Genomic DNA, 14,705 nt, shown 5'->3' with positions numbered 1-14,705 from the left:
CCAGGTAGCGGCCCGGTCGCGGGACGCTAGCCATGGCCCTTGGGGCATCGCCTCCGTCAGGTGACTGATGTGACCGGCATGCACATCAGTCAGGTGACAGAGGCGACACACATCACGATCTTCATAGTGTCCAAGCCATGACCAAACGACCTGAACCCTACTCGGCGACCATCATGGCGATCCTAGCCGCGGCCTTCTGTGCCTGGGCGCTTCTCACCCTCCCGCTTCAAGGCGCGATGGTCCTCGTGGTGGCCAGCGTGCTCGCCTGGAGCGGCTGGATGACCTTCAGCTACGCCCGCCCGGTGAAATCCAGGAAGGTGATCGCCGTCTACCTGTGCGCGGTGGGCTTCCAGCTCATCCACATGGCCGAGGAGTACACCGGCGGCTTCCCGCACGAGATCGTCGAGCTGTTCGACTCGCCTCGGGACTGGCCGATGAACGAGTTCCTGCTCGTCTTCGTCTTCGGTTTCGGCGCGCTGTACTTCTTCGCCGGCGCGGGCGCGCTCTACCAGATCCGCGTGTCCAACTTCTTCCTGTGGTGGTACGCCCTCGGCGCCGGCCTGCTCAACGGCATCGCCCACTTCGTCTTTCCGATCATCAAGGGCGGCTACTTCCCCGGCCTGTACACCGCCGGCGGCCACTTCATCATGAGCGGGCTACTCATCTACTTCCTCATCAAGGAGAACCGCCTGCTCAAGGCCGAGGAGCGAGCGGCCCGCCCGATCCAGTCGCTGGTCAGGTAGCGACACGGCCGGACCGTCCAACATCCTGTCCGGCGCCCTCTTGCGTGGTGGATCGGTGCCGGTGGACCTGCTGCGTGCCATGCAGAGAAGACGCGAGTTGCTCGTCGCGGTGATGCAGCGGGCGTCGGCCCGGCTCGGCGGACGCTGATGCTGCTGCCGGCCGTCGGCCTCCGGGAAGAAGGCACTCGATGACCTTGACTCGACTACGGAAGACAACATGGAACGAATCGTCGTGCAGCCAGTGGGAACGGTCGTCGGTGGACGCGCTGAGGCGCTCGACGACGACTGGAATACCGAGAAGGCGCTGATCCGCCTCGACGGGACCCGTTTCGCGCCGGAGGCGCTCGCCGGCCTGGACGCCTTCTCGCACCTGGAGGTGGTGTTCCAGTTCCATCTCGTGGACCCGTCCTCGATCAACACCTCCGCCCGTCACCCTCGGGGCAACCTGGACTGGCCCAAGGTCGGCATCTTCGCTCAGCGGGGCAAGAACCGCCCGAACCTGCTGGGCGTCTCCCGCTGCCGACTGCTTGCCGTGGACGGCCTGGACATCCATGTCCGCGGCCTGGACGCCATCGACGGCAGCCCGGTCTTGGACATCAAGCCCTACATGACCGAGTTCGGCCCGCAGGGCGAGACGGTGCAGCCGGAGTGGGCGACCGAGCTGATGCGTGCCTATTACTGAGCCCACATGTCAACAATCCTAGGGAGCCCTTCATGTCGAAGACCGTCCTGGTGACCGGCGCCTCCACCGGAATCGGGCGCGCCACCGCGCTGCTGCTGGCCCGCGAGGGCTTCAACGTCCACGCCGGAGTTCGCAAGGAGGCCGACGGCGCCGCGCTCGGCCCCACCGTCACCCCGATCATTCTCGACGTGACCGACGCCCGCCAGATCGCCGCGGCCGCCGAGCGCCTGGGCCACCTGGATGCCCTGGTCAACAACGCCGGCATCGGCGTCACCGGGCCCGTGGAGTTCGTCCCGCTGGACGCGTTGCGCTGGCAGTACGAGGTCAACGTGTTCGGCCAGGTGGCGGTCACCCAGGCGATGCTGCCGAAGCTGCGGGCCTCACGCGGGCGGGTGATCACGGTCGGCTCGGTGGGCAGCTGGATCACGTTGCCCTTCGGCGGGCCGCTGTGCTCCTCCAAGCACGCCATCCGCTCGCTGAACGACGCCCTGCGCATGGAGCTCAAGCCGTACGGCGTGGCGGCAGTCCTCATCGAACCCGGCTCCATCCACACCGACGCGGTCGACAAGCTGGAGGACGAGGTCGAACCGCGCCTGGCCTCCCTCGGTGAGGAGGGCAGGCGCCTGTACGGCACCGCCTACCGCACCATGACCACAGCCGGGCTCGAGGAGGAGCGTTCCGGCTCCAGCCCCGACGTGGTCGCCCAGGCGGTCCTGCACGCCCTGGCCGCCCGCAAGCCCCGCTCCCGCTACCCGGTCGGCAAGAAGTCACGCCTGATGAGCACGCTCGGCCGCATCGTCCCCCAATACACCCTCGACCGCCTGCGCCTGCGCGCGCTCGGACTGTCCTGAACGGAGCACCCCCATGACCCAGCTCGCCGGAGCCGAGGCCCTGACCGCGCTCGACCCTGTCTTCGCCCAGTGCGCGGTCGGCGCGGGCCACAACCTGTGGGGCCTCCCCCACCTGACCACGCGGGAGAAGGCCTTCATCTGCCTGACCGCCGACCTGTGCCACCCCCACCTCGACCTGCCCCTCGCCATGCACCTTCAGATGGCCCTGGCCCAGGGGGTCGACTCCGAGGCGATCCGCGAGCTCTACCGGCACCTGGCGCCCTACGTGGGCTACCCGATCGTGGTCACCGCCCTCCAACGCCTGACCGAGCTCGGACTACCCCAGGCCCAGGACGACAAGCCCGTCGAACCCACACCGCTGACCGGACCGCTCGCGCGAGCCGTACGCGCCCTGGAGGACGTGGACTCGGGCCTGGCCGCCTTCACCGAGGACCAGTTCGCCCAGCGCTGGGCCCGCCCGTACCTCAGCGTCCGCGAGCGCGCGCTCGCCTGCCTGGTCGTGGACGTCTTCTACCAGACGCTCGGCGAATCCCTGCGCCTGCACGCCGAGCTGGCCAGGTCGGCCGGGGCCACCGACGAGACCCTGCGCGATCTGCTCCGTGGTGTGGCCGAGTTCGGCATGCCGCGAGTCTGGGCCGCCGCGCAGGCGCTGCTCCCGCAGCCGAGGCAGGGCGCATGAGCGTGGTGATCGCCGGAGGAGGTCCGGCTGGGATGATGCTCGGCCTGCTGCTGGCCCGTGCCGGGATCGAGGTCACCGTGCTCGAAAAGCACAAGGACTTCCTGCGCGACTTCCGCGGCGACACCGTGCATCCCTCCACCCTCGAGGCGCTCGACCAACTGGGCCTTTCGGAGCGCTTCCACCAGCTCGACCATCGCAAGGTCACCAAGCTCAACGTGCCCCTCGACGGCGGGCTGACGCCCATCGAGGCGTTCGCCGGGATGAAGGTGAAATTTCCGTACATCGCCTTCGTGCCGCAGTGGGACTTCCTCAATCTGCTCGCCGAGGAGGCCCTGCGATATCCGAATTTCACCCTGCACATGAGCACCCCGGTGCGCGACGTCATCCGCCGCGTCGGCAAGGTCGTGGGGGTCCGTTGCGACGACGGGCGCGAGTTCCACGCGGATCTGGTCGTCGGCGCCGACGGCCGCAATTCGGCGATACGGCAGGCGGCCGGAATACGGGTGCACGAGCTCGGCGCACCCATCGACGTGATCTGGTTCCGCCTGACCAGACACGCCGGTGACCGGGAGAACCTGCTCTTCCAGCTCGCCCGGGGCCGCGGCATGGTCGCGATCGACCGCGGCGAGTTCTGGCAGTGCGGCTACCTCATCGGCAAGGGCGGCTTCGACACCTGGAAGGCCAAGGGCATCGAGGCCTTCCGCAGGGACGTGGCCGAGGTGGCCCCGATGTTCGCCGACCGCACCGGCGAACTGGCCTCCTTCGAGGCGATGGGCTTCCTGGAGGTGCGGGTCAACCGCCTGCACACCTGGCACCAGCCCGGGCTGTTGTGTATCGGCGACGCCGCGCACGCCATGTCACCGGTCGGCGGGGTGGGCATCAACCTGGCGGTCCAGGACGCCATCGCTGCCGCCAACATCCTCATCCGCCCGCTTCTGGACGGCACGCTCGACGACGCCCACCTCGCCGCGGTCGAGCACCGCCGCGAGTGGCCCACCGTCCTCACCCAGCGGGTGCAGGGAGTCCTGCAGCGCCAGGCCTTCGACGACAAGCGCCAGGACGGCCGGCTGCCCGCCCTGGCCCGCTTCCTGATCCAGCGCACCGCCATCCCCCGCTACCTGGCCGGGCGGTTCCTCGCCTTCGGCTTCCGACCCGAGCACATCCAGGAGATCCCGAGATGAGCGTTGTCATCGCCGGCGGCGGTCCGGCCGGAATGATGCTGGGGCTCCTGCTGGCCAGGGGCGGCATCGAGGTGACCGTGCTGGAGAAACACGGCGACTTCCTGCGTGACTTCCGCGGCGACACCGTGCACGCCTCGACGATCCGGCTGATGGACGAGCTCGGGCTGGGCGCGAAGTTCCGCCGGCTGCCGCAGAGCCGCCTCGGAGAACTGGAGGCCCCGCTGCCCGACGGGAGCAGGATCGCACTGAGCGACATCGCCGGACTGCCGGAGCCGTACAACTACGTCGCGATGATGCCCCAGTGGGACCTGCTGAACTTCCTGGCCGAGGAGGCCGCACGAGAGCCGTCTTTCACCCTGCTGATGAACACGGCGGTAACCGGGCTGCTCAGGGAGGGCGGCAAGGTCGTCGGTGTGCGCTGCGGTGATCTGGAGCTGCGTGCCGACTTGACGGTGGCCTGCGACGGGCGGCACTCGACCATCCGCCATGAGCTGGGAATGGCGGCCCGCGAGTTCCCGGTGCCCTTCGACACCTGGTGGTTCCGGCTGCCCCGCCATCCGGAGGAACGCGACGAGATCGCGCGGCTCAACGGACAGTTCAAAGGTGACCAGATCGCGCTCTGCTTCACCCGGGAGGACTACTACCAGATCGCCTACTTCACCAGGAAGGGCGCCGACCCGCAGCTTCGGGCCGAGGGAGTGGAACGCTTCCGCGAGCGGATCGCCGGGCTGCTGCCGCAGTTCGCCGACCGAGTGGACCACCTTCGGAGCATGGACGACCTGCATCTGCTCGACGTGAAGCTGAACCGGCTGGAGCGCTGGTATGCCGAGGGTGTGCTGCTCATCGGTGACGCCGCTCACGCCATGTCACCAGCCGGCGGTATGGGCATCAATCTCGCCGTGCAGGACGCGGTCGCCGCCGCGACGATTCTGATCGAAGCGCTGCGCGCTGGGCGGCTCTCCACCGCTGACCTGGCCAAGGTGCAAAAGCGTCGCTGGTGGCCGACTGTGCTCGTTCAGCGCTACCAGCAGGTGCTGCATCGCGCGATGTTCGTGCCCGCCTTCTCCGGCAAGGGCGCCAGGCCGCCGCGCCCGCTGGTCTTCCTGGCCAGGTACTTCCCATCGTTCAAGAAGATTCCCTCGAAGCTGCTCGCGTTCGGTCCCCGGCCCGAGCACGCCCCAGCGTACGCGCGGCGTCCGGAGCAGAGACGGTGACCCCGGAGGCGAATCGGGCGGCCCGGCCCGCACGCTTGGATCCCGCCCTGCTCAGGCTCGCCGGCGTCGTGGTGGTGGGCGCGCTGGCGTCGTTGCTGGACACCACGATCCTCAGCGTCGCCATCGACGGACTCGGGCGGCGGTTCGACGCGCCCCTGGCGACGGTGCAGTGGGTGGCCACGGCCTACCTGCTGGCCATGGCGATGGCGATCCCGCTCACCGGCTGGTCGGTGCAGCGCTTCGGCGCGAAGGCGATGTGGATGTCGGCGCTGTCGGTCTTCGTCGTCGCATCGGTGCTGTGCGGCCTGGCCTGGTCGATCGAGAGCCTGATCGCCTTTCGGGTGATGCAGGGACTGGCGGGCGGCACGATCCTGCCGCTGGCGCAGACGATCCTGGCTCAGGCCGCCGGGCCGTCGCGGTTCGGGCGGGTCATGGCGCTGGTGGCGATCCCGGGCCAGCTCGCACCGATCATCGGGCCGATCCTGGGCGGCGTGCTCATCGACGGTGCGGGCTGGCGCTGGGTGTTCTTCGTCAACGTGCCGGTGGTCGGTCTGGCCTTGCTGCTCGCCTGGCGCGCGATGCCCTCCGGCCGGCCGGACGGCCGGCCGCCGCTGGACGTCCTGGGCCTCGTCCTGCTGTCACCCGGCCTGGCCGCACTGGTGTACGGACTCGCGCAGATCGGCGGTGAGGACGGTGCGGAAGGCCGGGGCCTCGGCAGCACCGTGGCGATCATCAGCCTTGTGGCCGGGGTGAGCCTGGTCGCGGCGTTCGCCTGGCACGCCCTGCGGACCGGAACCGCCTCCCTTCTCGATCTTCGGCTCTTCCGCCACCGCTCGTACGCGCTTGTGGCGACCCTGACGTTCCTGTCCGGAGCCTCGATCTTCGGGCCGATGTTCCTGCTACCGCTGTACTACCAGCAGGTCCACGACCTGACGACCGTCGAGACCGGGCTCATGCTCGCCCCCCAGGGGGTGGGCACCGCCCTGTCGCTGCTGATCGCTGGGCGGCTCACCGACCACATCGGCGCCCGCCCTCTGGTCCTGGTCGGGCTGGGCGTCACTGTCGCGGCGACGATCCCGTTCGCCCTGTCCGGCACCGGCGACCTGCTCCAGATCATCACCCTGCTGGTCCGGGGCATGGGACTGGGCATGGCGGGCGTGGCGATGATGGCCGGCGCCTACCACGGACTGCGTTCCGACCAGATCCCCGGCGCCACCGGTCTGACCAGTGTCGTCCAGCGCGTCGGCGGCTCGTTGGGCACCGCTGTCCTGGCCGTCGTCCTCCAACGGGTCACCGCTGGCAACGGCACCCCCGCCGCGCTGGAAGGCGCGTTCGGCGAAACCTTCTGGTGGACGGTCGGCTTCGCTCTCATCGCCCTCATCCCCGCCTGGCTACTGCCCCGATCGCGACCTGCCCCGGCCGACCGGTCAGCCGGGCGCGACCAGTCGGTCGGACGCGGTCCCGGTTCCACGCAATCCGTGCACGTCACGGGGTCGTCGCGGCGAGGACGGCCGCGGTATCGAGGTCGAAGGGGCGGCCCTCGACGATGACTCGCCGCGGCACTGACTTGGCGGTGGACTGGTCGCGGGCCAGTCCATCGAGCTGATCCTTCCAGCCTCCCGAGGGGAAGGTGCGTCTGGCCTCTCTGTGTGAGCCGGATCACGTGCCGCGGCTGTCACGGTTGCTCGCACCCGCCCGTCCAGACGTATGCACACCTCCCCGACCAAGCCAAGGGGTCACCATGGTTCGCCTGGACAACACATCTCAGAGCGCCACCGCCCAGCCGGCGCGCAAGCGGCGCTAGCGCCGCTGGTCGGCGGCTGCGCTAGCGCTGCTGATCGCCGCACTGCTGTTCGGCGCGTACGGCTGGCAGCCGGCCGAGGACGGCCGCGCATTCCGCTCGCCGTACCTGGCCCAGGCCGGCTCACGCTACGCCGACACCCCGATCGCCCGCTTCCACTACATCCAAGCCGGATCCGGCACACCGGTGATCCTGCTCTCGCCCGGCGGCACCTCGGTCATCGGCTGGAAGGATCAACTCGACGTGCTGGCCCGCGACCACACCGTGTACGTGGTCGACCTTCCCGGCCAGGGCTACACCCAGCTGAAGGACTCCGGCTTCGCCTTCGACCTGGATGCCATGGTGGCTGCCGTCGGCGCGTTCATGGACAGCCTTCGGGTACGGCAGGCCGCCCTGGCGGGCAACTCCTGGAGCGGTGGCTGGGCCCTGGCTTTCGCCCAGCGCCATCCCGACCGCGTCACCAAGCTCGCCCTGCTGGACGCCACCGGACTGGACCTGCCCGGGACCTTGATGTGGGAATCCCTGAAGATCCCCGTCATCGGCGAGCTGGCCGTCAAGCTGTCCACCGGCAAGTCCACCGTCCGCAGCCTGTCCGAGGGCATGATGGTCAACAAGCAGCGCGTCACCGAGCAACTGCTGGACGAGTGGTGGGCGCCGATGACCTTCCATGACAACATCCGCGCCACCTACCTGCTGGAACGCCGCCTGGACTGGGCGCAGACCGAACGCGCCCTCCCCGCCACCAATACCCCGACCCTGGTGCTGTGGGGCAAGCAGGACACCGTCCAGCCTGTCGAGCGCGCCCACCGTTTCGCCGAGCTGCTCCCGAACGAACAGCTCGTGATCTTGGATGGCTGTGGCCACGCCCCTCAGCTGGACTGCCCGGAACCGGTCAACCGCCACCTCCAGACCTTCTTCACCGACTCACGATGACCAGTTGCCCACGCGTTCATAGCCCCACGGGCCATCTCGGGCCTGGACCCGGCCGGGCATACGCGTCCACGCCGGGATGTTGGCCAGCCCGATACCCGGCGCACACCGCCCCACTTCGGCACAGCCGCCCGACCGAACGCAGGCGGGCCGGGCGGGCGCGAGACGGCCGGGTGGGGTGGGGCGGTGGTGGGTCAGGGCGAGGGGGTGTAGCGGGCCTGGCGGGCGGTTGCGGTCAGGGCGGCTGCGCGGGCGGCCTCGGTCGGGGTGAACGGCAGTTCGGGCCGTCTGATCAGCAGGGCCCGGTCCGGGTTGACGGAGATCACCATCGTGGTGTTGAGCTCGGCGCCCTCGTCCACGGTGTCACCGGGCCGCCGCCACTCGACCTGTGAGACCCGCAAAAGCTCGGCCATCGCCTCGGGCAGCCGGTCGGGGTCGGCGCTGACCCGCTGGGCCAGGACCAGCGCCTGCACGCCGGGGTCGGTGAGGTCCTTGACCTGGGCGGGCACGAGGACGACGTCGTGCCCGCCGGCGTCGGTCAGCGCCTGGGCGAGCACGCCGAGCGCCAGCTCGCGGGGCGCCTCGATGACGAACTCGTCGAGCGCGTCACAACCGGCGGGCGTGATGGCGCTGCTGCCGGTCGGCGCGATGTGCAACGCCAGGATGTTGCAGCCCAGCCGGCCGAACGCGCCGGCCACCGTCGCCAGCCGTCCCGGGCGCTCCACCACCCGCATGCGGACGCGCCACAACGCCATCGGCGAGCCGGCTCCCTCGGCCACCGGGAGCGCGGCGCTCCTGCGTGCGGGGCGGCGGCCGATCCGTTTGTGGATCGCGGCTCCGAGGATCAACGCCACGCCGAGCCCGATCAGCACGACGGGCCCCGGGTCCTCGTGCCCGAGCAACGTCGCGAGCAGGTGCGCCAGGCCCACCGCGAGGAACAGGGCGGCGAGCTCCGCGATCTCCCGCCGCCACGAGCGTCCTTGCTTGGTGCCCTGTTTGGTGACATGTCCGGAACGTAGGTTCATGACCTGAGGTGCATCGCTCATGGCACCCAGTGTCCGCACGGGTTGTTACATGATCACGGTCGGCGCGATTGCGGCGGCATTAAAGCGCGTTCACCGCATTACCCCGCCCTTACCTCCTCTCATGGACGACGATCTCGCCGCCGCCGATGTCGGTGCCCCGGTTGTCGTAGAGGACCTCGCCGCTCGCCTCGTTCCAGATCCTGATCTGGAACCTGTCGGCAGCCCCGTCGAGGGCGGTGACCGTGAAGGCGTACCCGGGCTTGCCGTTGACCTTGCCGACGCCCCGGTAGCGGACCTCGCCGCCGGTCACTACGAGCCAGTCGTAGCGGGTGGCGACGAAGGTGACGCCGCCCGCCGGGAAGGCGAAGGCGGTCTGTCCGGCCGGGCGGGTGGCGTCCTTCTGATACGCCGACACGAACCCGAACACGGCCTTGCCCGTCGCCGCCGGCTTGCCGGGCTGCGCGCCCGCCGGCGAGCCGATCCAGCCGCCGCCGGTGACGAACCCGGCCGTCGGGTCGTAGACCACGACGGGATCGGCCGTCGCCACGGCCGTGCCGCCGTCGCCGTCGGCGACCGTGACCACCGGCTGGTAGATGCCCGCCTTCGCATAGGCGTGGCCCTCCGCGCACGGTCCGGTGGCGCCGTCCGTCCAGTCGACCTCGCAGGTGAGCGTGTCCACCCCTGGGTCGCTGGACGTGACCGCCAGCTCCACGGTCTTACCGGCCGCGACGGGATCCTGCGGACCCGACACGCGGGTGATGGCGGGGCGGGCGTTGGCGACGGTGACGGTCGCGGTGTCCCGGCTGCGCCCGGCGGTGAGCGTGACCCGGTAGACGCCCTCGTCCGTGCAGGTCACCGTGGTGCGCGGCGTGGCGGGGTCGGCGAAGGAGCAGGTGCCCTCGGCCCCGTCGGCGGCCTCGTACCGCCAGGCGGGCGTGCCCGCTCCGGAGAACGTGCCCGCCAGCGCGATCGGTGAGCCTTCTGCGCCGGAGGCGTCGGGCCCTGCGGTCACGACCGCGACGGGATCGATGCTCTCCAGCGTCGGCGTCACGGGCTTGATCAGCCCGTCGTCGCCGAACTCCAGCCGGTCGATCGTGGTCTCCCGGTGGGTGCCGTCGCCGCCGGGGATGGCGAAGCGGTGGTAGGCGATGTACCAGTCATCGGTGCCGGGCACGCGGATCACGGAGTGGTGGCCGGTGCCCTTGATCCCGAGCGCGAGGTTCTTGCGCAGGATGACGCCGCGCTTGGTCCAGGGGCCGAGCGGCGTCTCGCCGGTGGCGTAGGCCACCTGGTAGTCCTCGCTGCGGGTGTCGTTCTCCGACCACATGAAGTAGTAGGTGCCGTCCCGCTTGATGACGAACGAGCCTTCGTTGTATCCGGCCGGCTTGTACGTCTTCACCTTCGCGGCGTCGAACGAGACCATGTCGGCGTTCAGCGGCACCTGGTAGGAGTTGCCGTTCCCCCAGTACAGGTAGTGCTGCCCGTCGTCGTCCTGGAACACGGACGGGTCGATCATCTGCCCGGAGTAGGTCCCGGCCGGGACGAGCGGCTTGCCGAGCGCGTCCCTGAACGGTCCCGTCGGCGAGTCCGCCACGGCCACCCCGAGGTGCTTGGCCGTGTTGCCGGTGGCCATGCCGCCGCTGAAGTAGAAGTAGTATTTGCCGTCCTTCTCGGCGATCGCCGGCGCCCAGGCGCTGTTGTCCGCCCATGTCACGTCGGGTCCCAGGTCGAGGATGACGCCGTGGTCGGTCCAGTGCACCAGGTCGGTCGAGGAGAACGCCTTGAACTGGGTCCCGCTCCACCCCGCGAAGCCGTCCGTGGTCGGATACAGGTAGAAGCGGTCGCCGAACACCACGAGGTTGGGGTCGGCGTACAGGCCGGGCAGCACCGGGCTCTTCATGACGAGCGCGGTGACCGTCCACTCCCGTTTCGTGCCGTCCGCGCCGGTCACGGTGTAGGTGACGGGCTCGGTGAAGTCCCGCTCCGCGCCGGAGGCCGGGCTGACGGTGGCGCCGGGGGCGAGGGTGAGCTGCGGCGCCAGCTTGGTGACGTCGCTGCCCTCCTTCAGCGGCAGCGTGATCCGGCCGCCGTCGGCGTCCACGATGGCGTCGACCTTGAGCTGCGGCAGGGTCACGCCGATGATCGCGGCGGGGTCGCCGCCGAGCTCGTAGATCTCCGCGGCCGGCAGCGCGCGGCCGTAGACGCGGAAGTCGTCCACCTCGCCGGCGAAGTACGGGTCCTCGGCGTACAGCGACCTGCCGATATAACCGCCGTAGGTCTTGGCGGCGTCATAGAGGTCGGACGGCTTGACCGTGATGTTCGGCGCGCGGGCGATCTCGACGCCGTCGAGGTACATGACCATCGTCTTCGCGGCCGAGTCGAGCGTCACCGCGAGGTGCTTCCACTCGCCGCCGGGCAGCGCCGCCGAGTGCCGCATGGACGACTCCGCCTGCCAGCTGCCAGTGGTGATCGCCGAGAACAGCACGCCGGCGCCGTTGCGGGGCCCGGTGAACAGGTACTTGTTGCGGTCCGGGCCGAGGCCGTAGATCCACTGGTTGGCCGTAGCGGAGGCGTTCCATTTGACGTGGAAGGCCACGGTCACGTCGGAGACGTCCTTGAGCACGCCGTACGGGAGGGTGACGTACGGTGCGGTCGCAGACGTGCCGGCGCCGCCCGCCATCTTGAACGACGCGCCGTGCACGCCGTCGCTCCAGGCCGGGGTGCGCTCGTAGGAGCCTTCGTTGCCGCGGCCGGAGGCGTCGCGGACGACGGTGCCGGCCTTCTCGTCGAAGGTGTAGTGCAGCAGCAGGTCGGCGGGGATCTCGGTGGTGGCCTCGACGGGGATGGTGACGGTCTTGGAGCCGTCGGCGGTGCGGACCGTGATCTCGGTCGTGCCCGCCTTGACCGTGGTCACCAGGCCGGTGGCACTGACCGTCGCGACGGACGGGTCGGCGCTGGTCCAGGTGAGCCGCCTGGCGGTGGCGTTCGCGGGCTCGACGACGGCCTTGACCTGGCGGCTCACGCCGACGCCGAGCCGCAGCTCGGCGGGCGAGACGGTGAGGCTCTCCACCGGCACGCCCTCGGCCGAGACGGTCACCGTCGCCTTGGCCCGCACCGACGCGCCGTCGGGCAGCGTGCCCTGCACGGTGAACGTGCCCGCCTGGGCGTAGGCGGAGGCCGGGACCTCGTCCCAGGTGACGGCGACCGGGCCGGTGCTGCCGTCGGCGAACGTGGCGGTCACCTGCTCCGGCAGGATCGGCGCGTCACCGATGCCGGTGACGACCTTGGCCTCCTCGGCGCTCTCGACGAGCTGGCCGGGCGCGTAGGCACGCAGCAGCCGGTCGTACTCGGCCTGCGTGACGCCGATGACCGTGCCGTGGCGGGGCCTGGCGGGCAGCGAGTAGTTCGCCGACGGCGTCCAGGCGCCCGAGGCCAGGTTCGTCGACTCGAACGGGATGTAGCCGCGCCCGCCGAACTCGTCGATGAACAGGTACCACTTCTCCTGGTCGTTGGACTTGAAGATGGTGGGGCCCTCGCCCTGGCTCATGGCGCCCTTGCCGATGCACTCGGAAAGGAAGTCCCACGTGGTGTTGAGCAGCGAGGTGGACGTCTCGGCCAGGATGAACTTGCTGCACGGGGTGGTCGAGGAGTTGTTCCGCTCGTCCTTGGTGTAGCGGTAGTAGGTGCCGCCGTGCTTGATGACCGTCGAGTCGATCACCGAGTAGCCCGGGTCCACCCACACCTTGGGCTCGCTGAAGGTGCGGAAGTCGCGGGTCGTGGCGTACATCATCCGGTTGTAGGTGTTGCCCGTGTGGTTCGGGTCGTCGGCGGCGTAGAGCTTGGAGGCCCAGAAGACGACGTACGCGCCGAGGGTCTCGTCGTAGTACGCCTCCGGCGCCCAGGTGTTGCCCGCGGTGTCGGGCGAGACCTTCACCAGCCGGCCCTCGCCCCAGTTGACCAGGTCGGTCGACTCCCACACCATGATCGACTTGCTGCCGGTGCGCTGGGCTGCGTCCCAGTTGCCGTTGCCGAAGATCCGCAGGTCGGTGGCGATCTGGTAGAACTTGTCGCCCTCGGGCGAGCGGATGATGAACGGGTCGCGCAGGCCCTTCTCCCCCAGCGTGGAGGTGAGCACGGGCTTGCCGCCGTTGAGCTCGCGCCAGCGCAGCGGGTCGTTGCCGCGGCTGAGGGCGAAGTAGACCTGCTCGCCGTCCGCGGTCCCCTCGCCGGTGAAGTAGCTGAACAGGTAGCCCTTGAGGTCCTGCTCACCTGGCAGTTCGCGCACCTTGGCGGTGAACGCGCGGGTGGCGGTGGCGGCGTTCTTGGTGACTGTGGCGGTCAGCGTGACCGTGACGTCGCCGGTGCCGTGGGCCGGGCGGGTGACCTCTCCGGTGGGCGTGATGACCGACGGCTTGCCGGAGGCCCAGGAGACCGTGGTGCCGTTCTGGCCGGTGACGGGGAGCGTGAGGTTGCCGCGTACGTCGTCGGCGCCGTGCACCGTCAGCGCGGCGGCGGCGTCCTGCGCGATCTTCGCGTCGTCGTGCTCGGGCATGACCGTGATGTCGAACGTCTTGGTGTCGGTGAGCGCGCCCCTGGCCAGGGTGGCCGTGAGCGTGGCCGTGGCGGGCGGCTGCCCGTTCGCCGGCCGGGTGACCTTGCCGGTAGTGGTGACCACCGAGGCGTCACTGGTCGCCCAGGTCAGCTTGGAGCCGCCGGGCGCGGCGGCCGGCAGCGTCAGGTCGGCGGTGACGGCGCTGGTGTCGCCGAGGGTGAGGGCCTGCTTGTCGGCCGCGATCGCGGCGGCGACGGTCGGCTGCGCCAGCGCCTTCACCTCATCCGCGCTGATCGCCCGGTCGTAGATCCGGAAGTCGCGCAGCTTGCCCTGGAAGAGCCGGTCCGCCGAGTACACCGACCGGCCGAGATGGTTGGCCGTGGTCGTGCCGCCGCCGATGGAGCCCGGCGTGATCGTGACGTTGGCGTTGCGGCCGATCTCCACGCCGTCCTCGTACAGGACGCCGGTGGTGCCCGTCTGGGTGTAGACCAGGTGCTTCCAGCCGCCGCGGGCCAGGTTGTACGAGGTCGACAGGCGGGTGTTCTGCTCGGTCGACCAGTTGCCGCTGGCCACCGCGACACGCAGGTGGTTGCCGGTCGCGAACAGGTAGCCATTGCCGCTCGTGCCGCTGGTGTTGCCGAACCCGTAGATGAAGTACGGCGTACGCTGCGCGGGGTCGACGAGGACGTCCGTGGAGACGGTGATCGAGTCCATGCCCTTCATGACGTCGTCCGGCAGCTTCACGTCGGTGTCGCCGCCGTTGAACGTCAGCCCGTCGCCCCAGCCTGGCGTGCCGCGCACCGTGCCGTGGCGGGCGTTGCCGGACGAGTCCGCCGCCACCGCTCCCGCCTGCTCGTCGAGCTTGTACCACAACACCGGACCGTCGGCCGCTGCCCGGGCGGGCAACGCCACCAGCGTGGTCGCGGCCAGTGCCACCAGGCACGCCAGAGCACCTCGTCGCATCAGCGACTCCTTATTGTTAGCGCTAACATCACACCGCGCGTGATCGGTGTTGCGAGAGTGTTAACCGTGGAGGCGCTGACCGTC

Annotated in this window: 10 protein-coding genes; 8 read left to right on the top strand and 2 right to left on the bottom strand. The window is 69.9% G+C overall.

From position 1 onward, the window contains the following. The first annotated feature begins 137 nt into the window (after nucleotides 1-137). The 8 genes from OHA25_RS34140 to OHA25_RS34105 all read left to right on the top strand — a co-directional run bounded on the left by OHA25_RS34140 (nucleotide 138) and on the right by OHA25_RS34105 (nucleotide 8,084). A complete protein-coding gene (locus OHA25_RS34140; RefSeq protein WP_327581027.1) occupies nucleotides 138-743 on the top strand; it encodes an HXXEE domain-containing protein in 606 nt (201 codons plus the stop codon). Between the two features lie 217 nt (nucleotides 744-960). Then, entirely contained in the window at nucleotides 961-1,425 is a 465-nt protein-coding gene (locus OHA25_RS34135; protein ID WP_327581026.1) for an SAM-dependent methyltransferase, read from the top strand. Nucleotides 1,426-1,457: 32 nt separating this feature from the next. Further along, nucleotides 1,458-2,276 (top strand): SDR family oxidoreductase, encoded by an 819-nt coding sequence (locus tag OHA25_RS34130; protein WP_327581025.1) that lies wholly within the window; start codon nucleotides 1,458-1,460, stop codon nucleotides 2,274-2,276. 13 nt (nucleotides 2,277-2,289) lie between these two features. Continuing rightward, a complete protein-coding gene (locus OHA25_RS34125) occupies nucleotides 2,290-2,955 on the top strand; it encodes a carboxymuconolactone decarboxylase family protein (protein WP_327581024.1) in 666 nt (221 codons plus the stop codon). Beyond that, a complete protein-coding gene (locus OHA25_RS34120; RefSeq protein WP_327581023.1) occupies nucleotides 2,952-4,136 on the top strand; it encodes an FAD-dependent oxidoreductase in 1,185 nt (394 codons plus the stop codon). Before OHA25_RS34125 ends, OHA25_RS34120 begins: the two co-directional genes overlap by 4 nt. Continuing rightward, nucleotides 4,133-5,350, top strand: coding sequence for an FAD-dependent oxidoreductase (locus tag OHA25_RS34115; protein ID WP_327581022.1), 1,218 nt, complete (start codon nucleotides 4,133-4,135; stop codon nucleotides 5,348-5,350). Before OHA25_RS34120 ends, OHA25_RS34115 begins: the two co-directional genes overlap by 4 nt. Beyond that, a complete protein-coding gene (locus tag OHA25_RS34110) occupies nucleotides 5,347-6,900 on the top strand; it encodes an MDR family MFS transporter (RefSeq protein WP_327581021.1) in 1,554 nt (517 codons plus the stop codon). The genes OHA25_RS34115 and OHA25_RS34110 overlap by 4 nt, the downstream gene beginning before the upstream one ends. A gap of 437 nt (nucleotides 6,901-7,337) precedes the next feature. Further along, nucleotides 7,338-8,084 (top strand): alpha/beta fold hydrolase, encoded by a 747-nt coding sequence (locus OHA25_RS34105; RefSeq protein WP_327581020.1) that lies wholly within the window; start codon nucleotides 7,338-7,340, stop codon nucleotides 8,082-8,084. Between the two features lie 191 nt (nucleotides 8,085-8,275). Here the strand turns inward: OHA25_RS34105 and OHA25_RS34100 are convergent, their stop codons facing one another. Then, nucleotides 8,276-9,127 carry an ACT domain-containing protein gene (locus OHA25_RS34100; RefSeq protein WP_327581019.1) on the bottom strand — a complete coding sequence of 284 codons (852 nt, stop codon included), beginning with the start codon at nucleotides 9,125-9,127 and terminating at the stop codon, nucleotides 8,276-8,278. Between the two features lie 88 nt (nucleotides 9,128-9,215). Next, a complete protein-coding gene (locus tag OHA25_RS34095; RefSeq protein ID WP_327581018.1) occupies nucleotides 9,216-14,621 on the bottom strand; it encodes a family 43 glycosylhydrolase in 5,406 nt (1,801 codons plus the stop codon). Nucleotides 14,622-14,705 lie beyond the last annotated feature (84 nt).

The sequence above is a fragment of the Nonomuraea sp. NBC_00507 genome (assembly GCF_036013525.1).
Taxonomy (GTDB): Bacteria; Actinomycetota; Actinomycetes; order Streptosporangiales; family Streptosporangiaceae; genus Nonomuraea.
Note: the sequence above shows the minus strand (reverse complement) of the source record. Positions and strands in the feature narration are given on the sequence as shown.

Coding starts and splice junctions, on each gene's coding strand:
- OHA25_RS34140 (WP_327581027.1), top strand. CDS start 138: ATGACCAAACGACCTGAACCCTACTCGGCGACCATCATGGCGATCCTA.
- OHA25_RS34135 (WP_327581026.1), top strand. CDS start 961: ATGGAACGAATCGTCGTGCAGCCAGTGGGAACGGTCGTCGGTGGACGC.
- OHA25_RS34130 (WP_327581025.1), top strand. CDS start 1,458: ATGTCGAAGACCGTCCTGGTGACCGGCGCCTCCACCGGAATCGGGCGC.
- OHA25_RS34125 (WP_327581024.1), top strand. CDS start 2,290: ATGACCCAGCTCGCCGGAGCCGAGGCCCTGACCGCGCTCGACCCTGTC.
- OHA25_RS34120 (WP_327581023.1), top strand. CDS start 2,952: ATGAGCGTGGTGATCGCCGGAGGAGGTCCGGCTGGGATGATGCTCGGC.
- OHA25_RS34115 (WP_327581022.1), top strand. CDS start 4,133: ATGAGCGTTGTCATCGCCGGCGGCGGTCCGGCCGGAATGATGCTGGGG.
- OHA25_RS34100 (WP_327581019.1), bottom strand. CDS start 9,127: ATGAGCGATGCACCTCAGGTCATGAACCTACGTTCCGGACATGTCACC.
- OHA25_RS34095 (WP_327581018.1), bottom strand. CDS start 14,621: ATGCGACGAGGTGCTCTGGCGTGCCTGGTGGCACTGGCCGCGACCACG.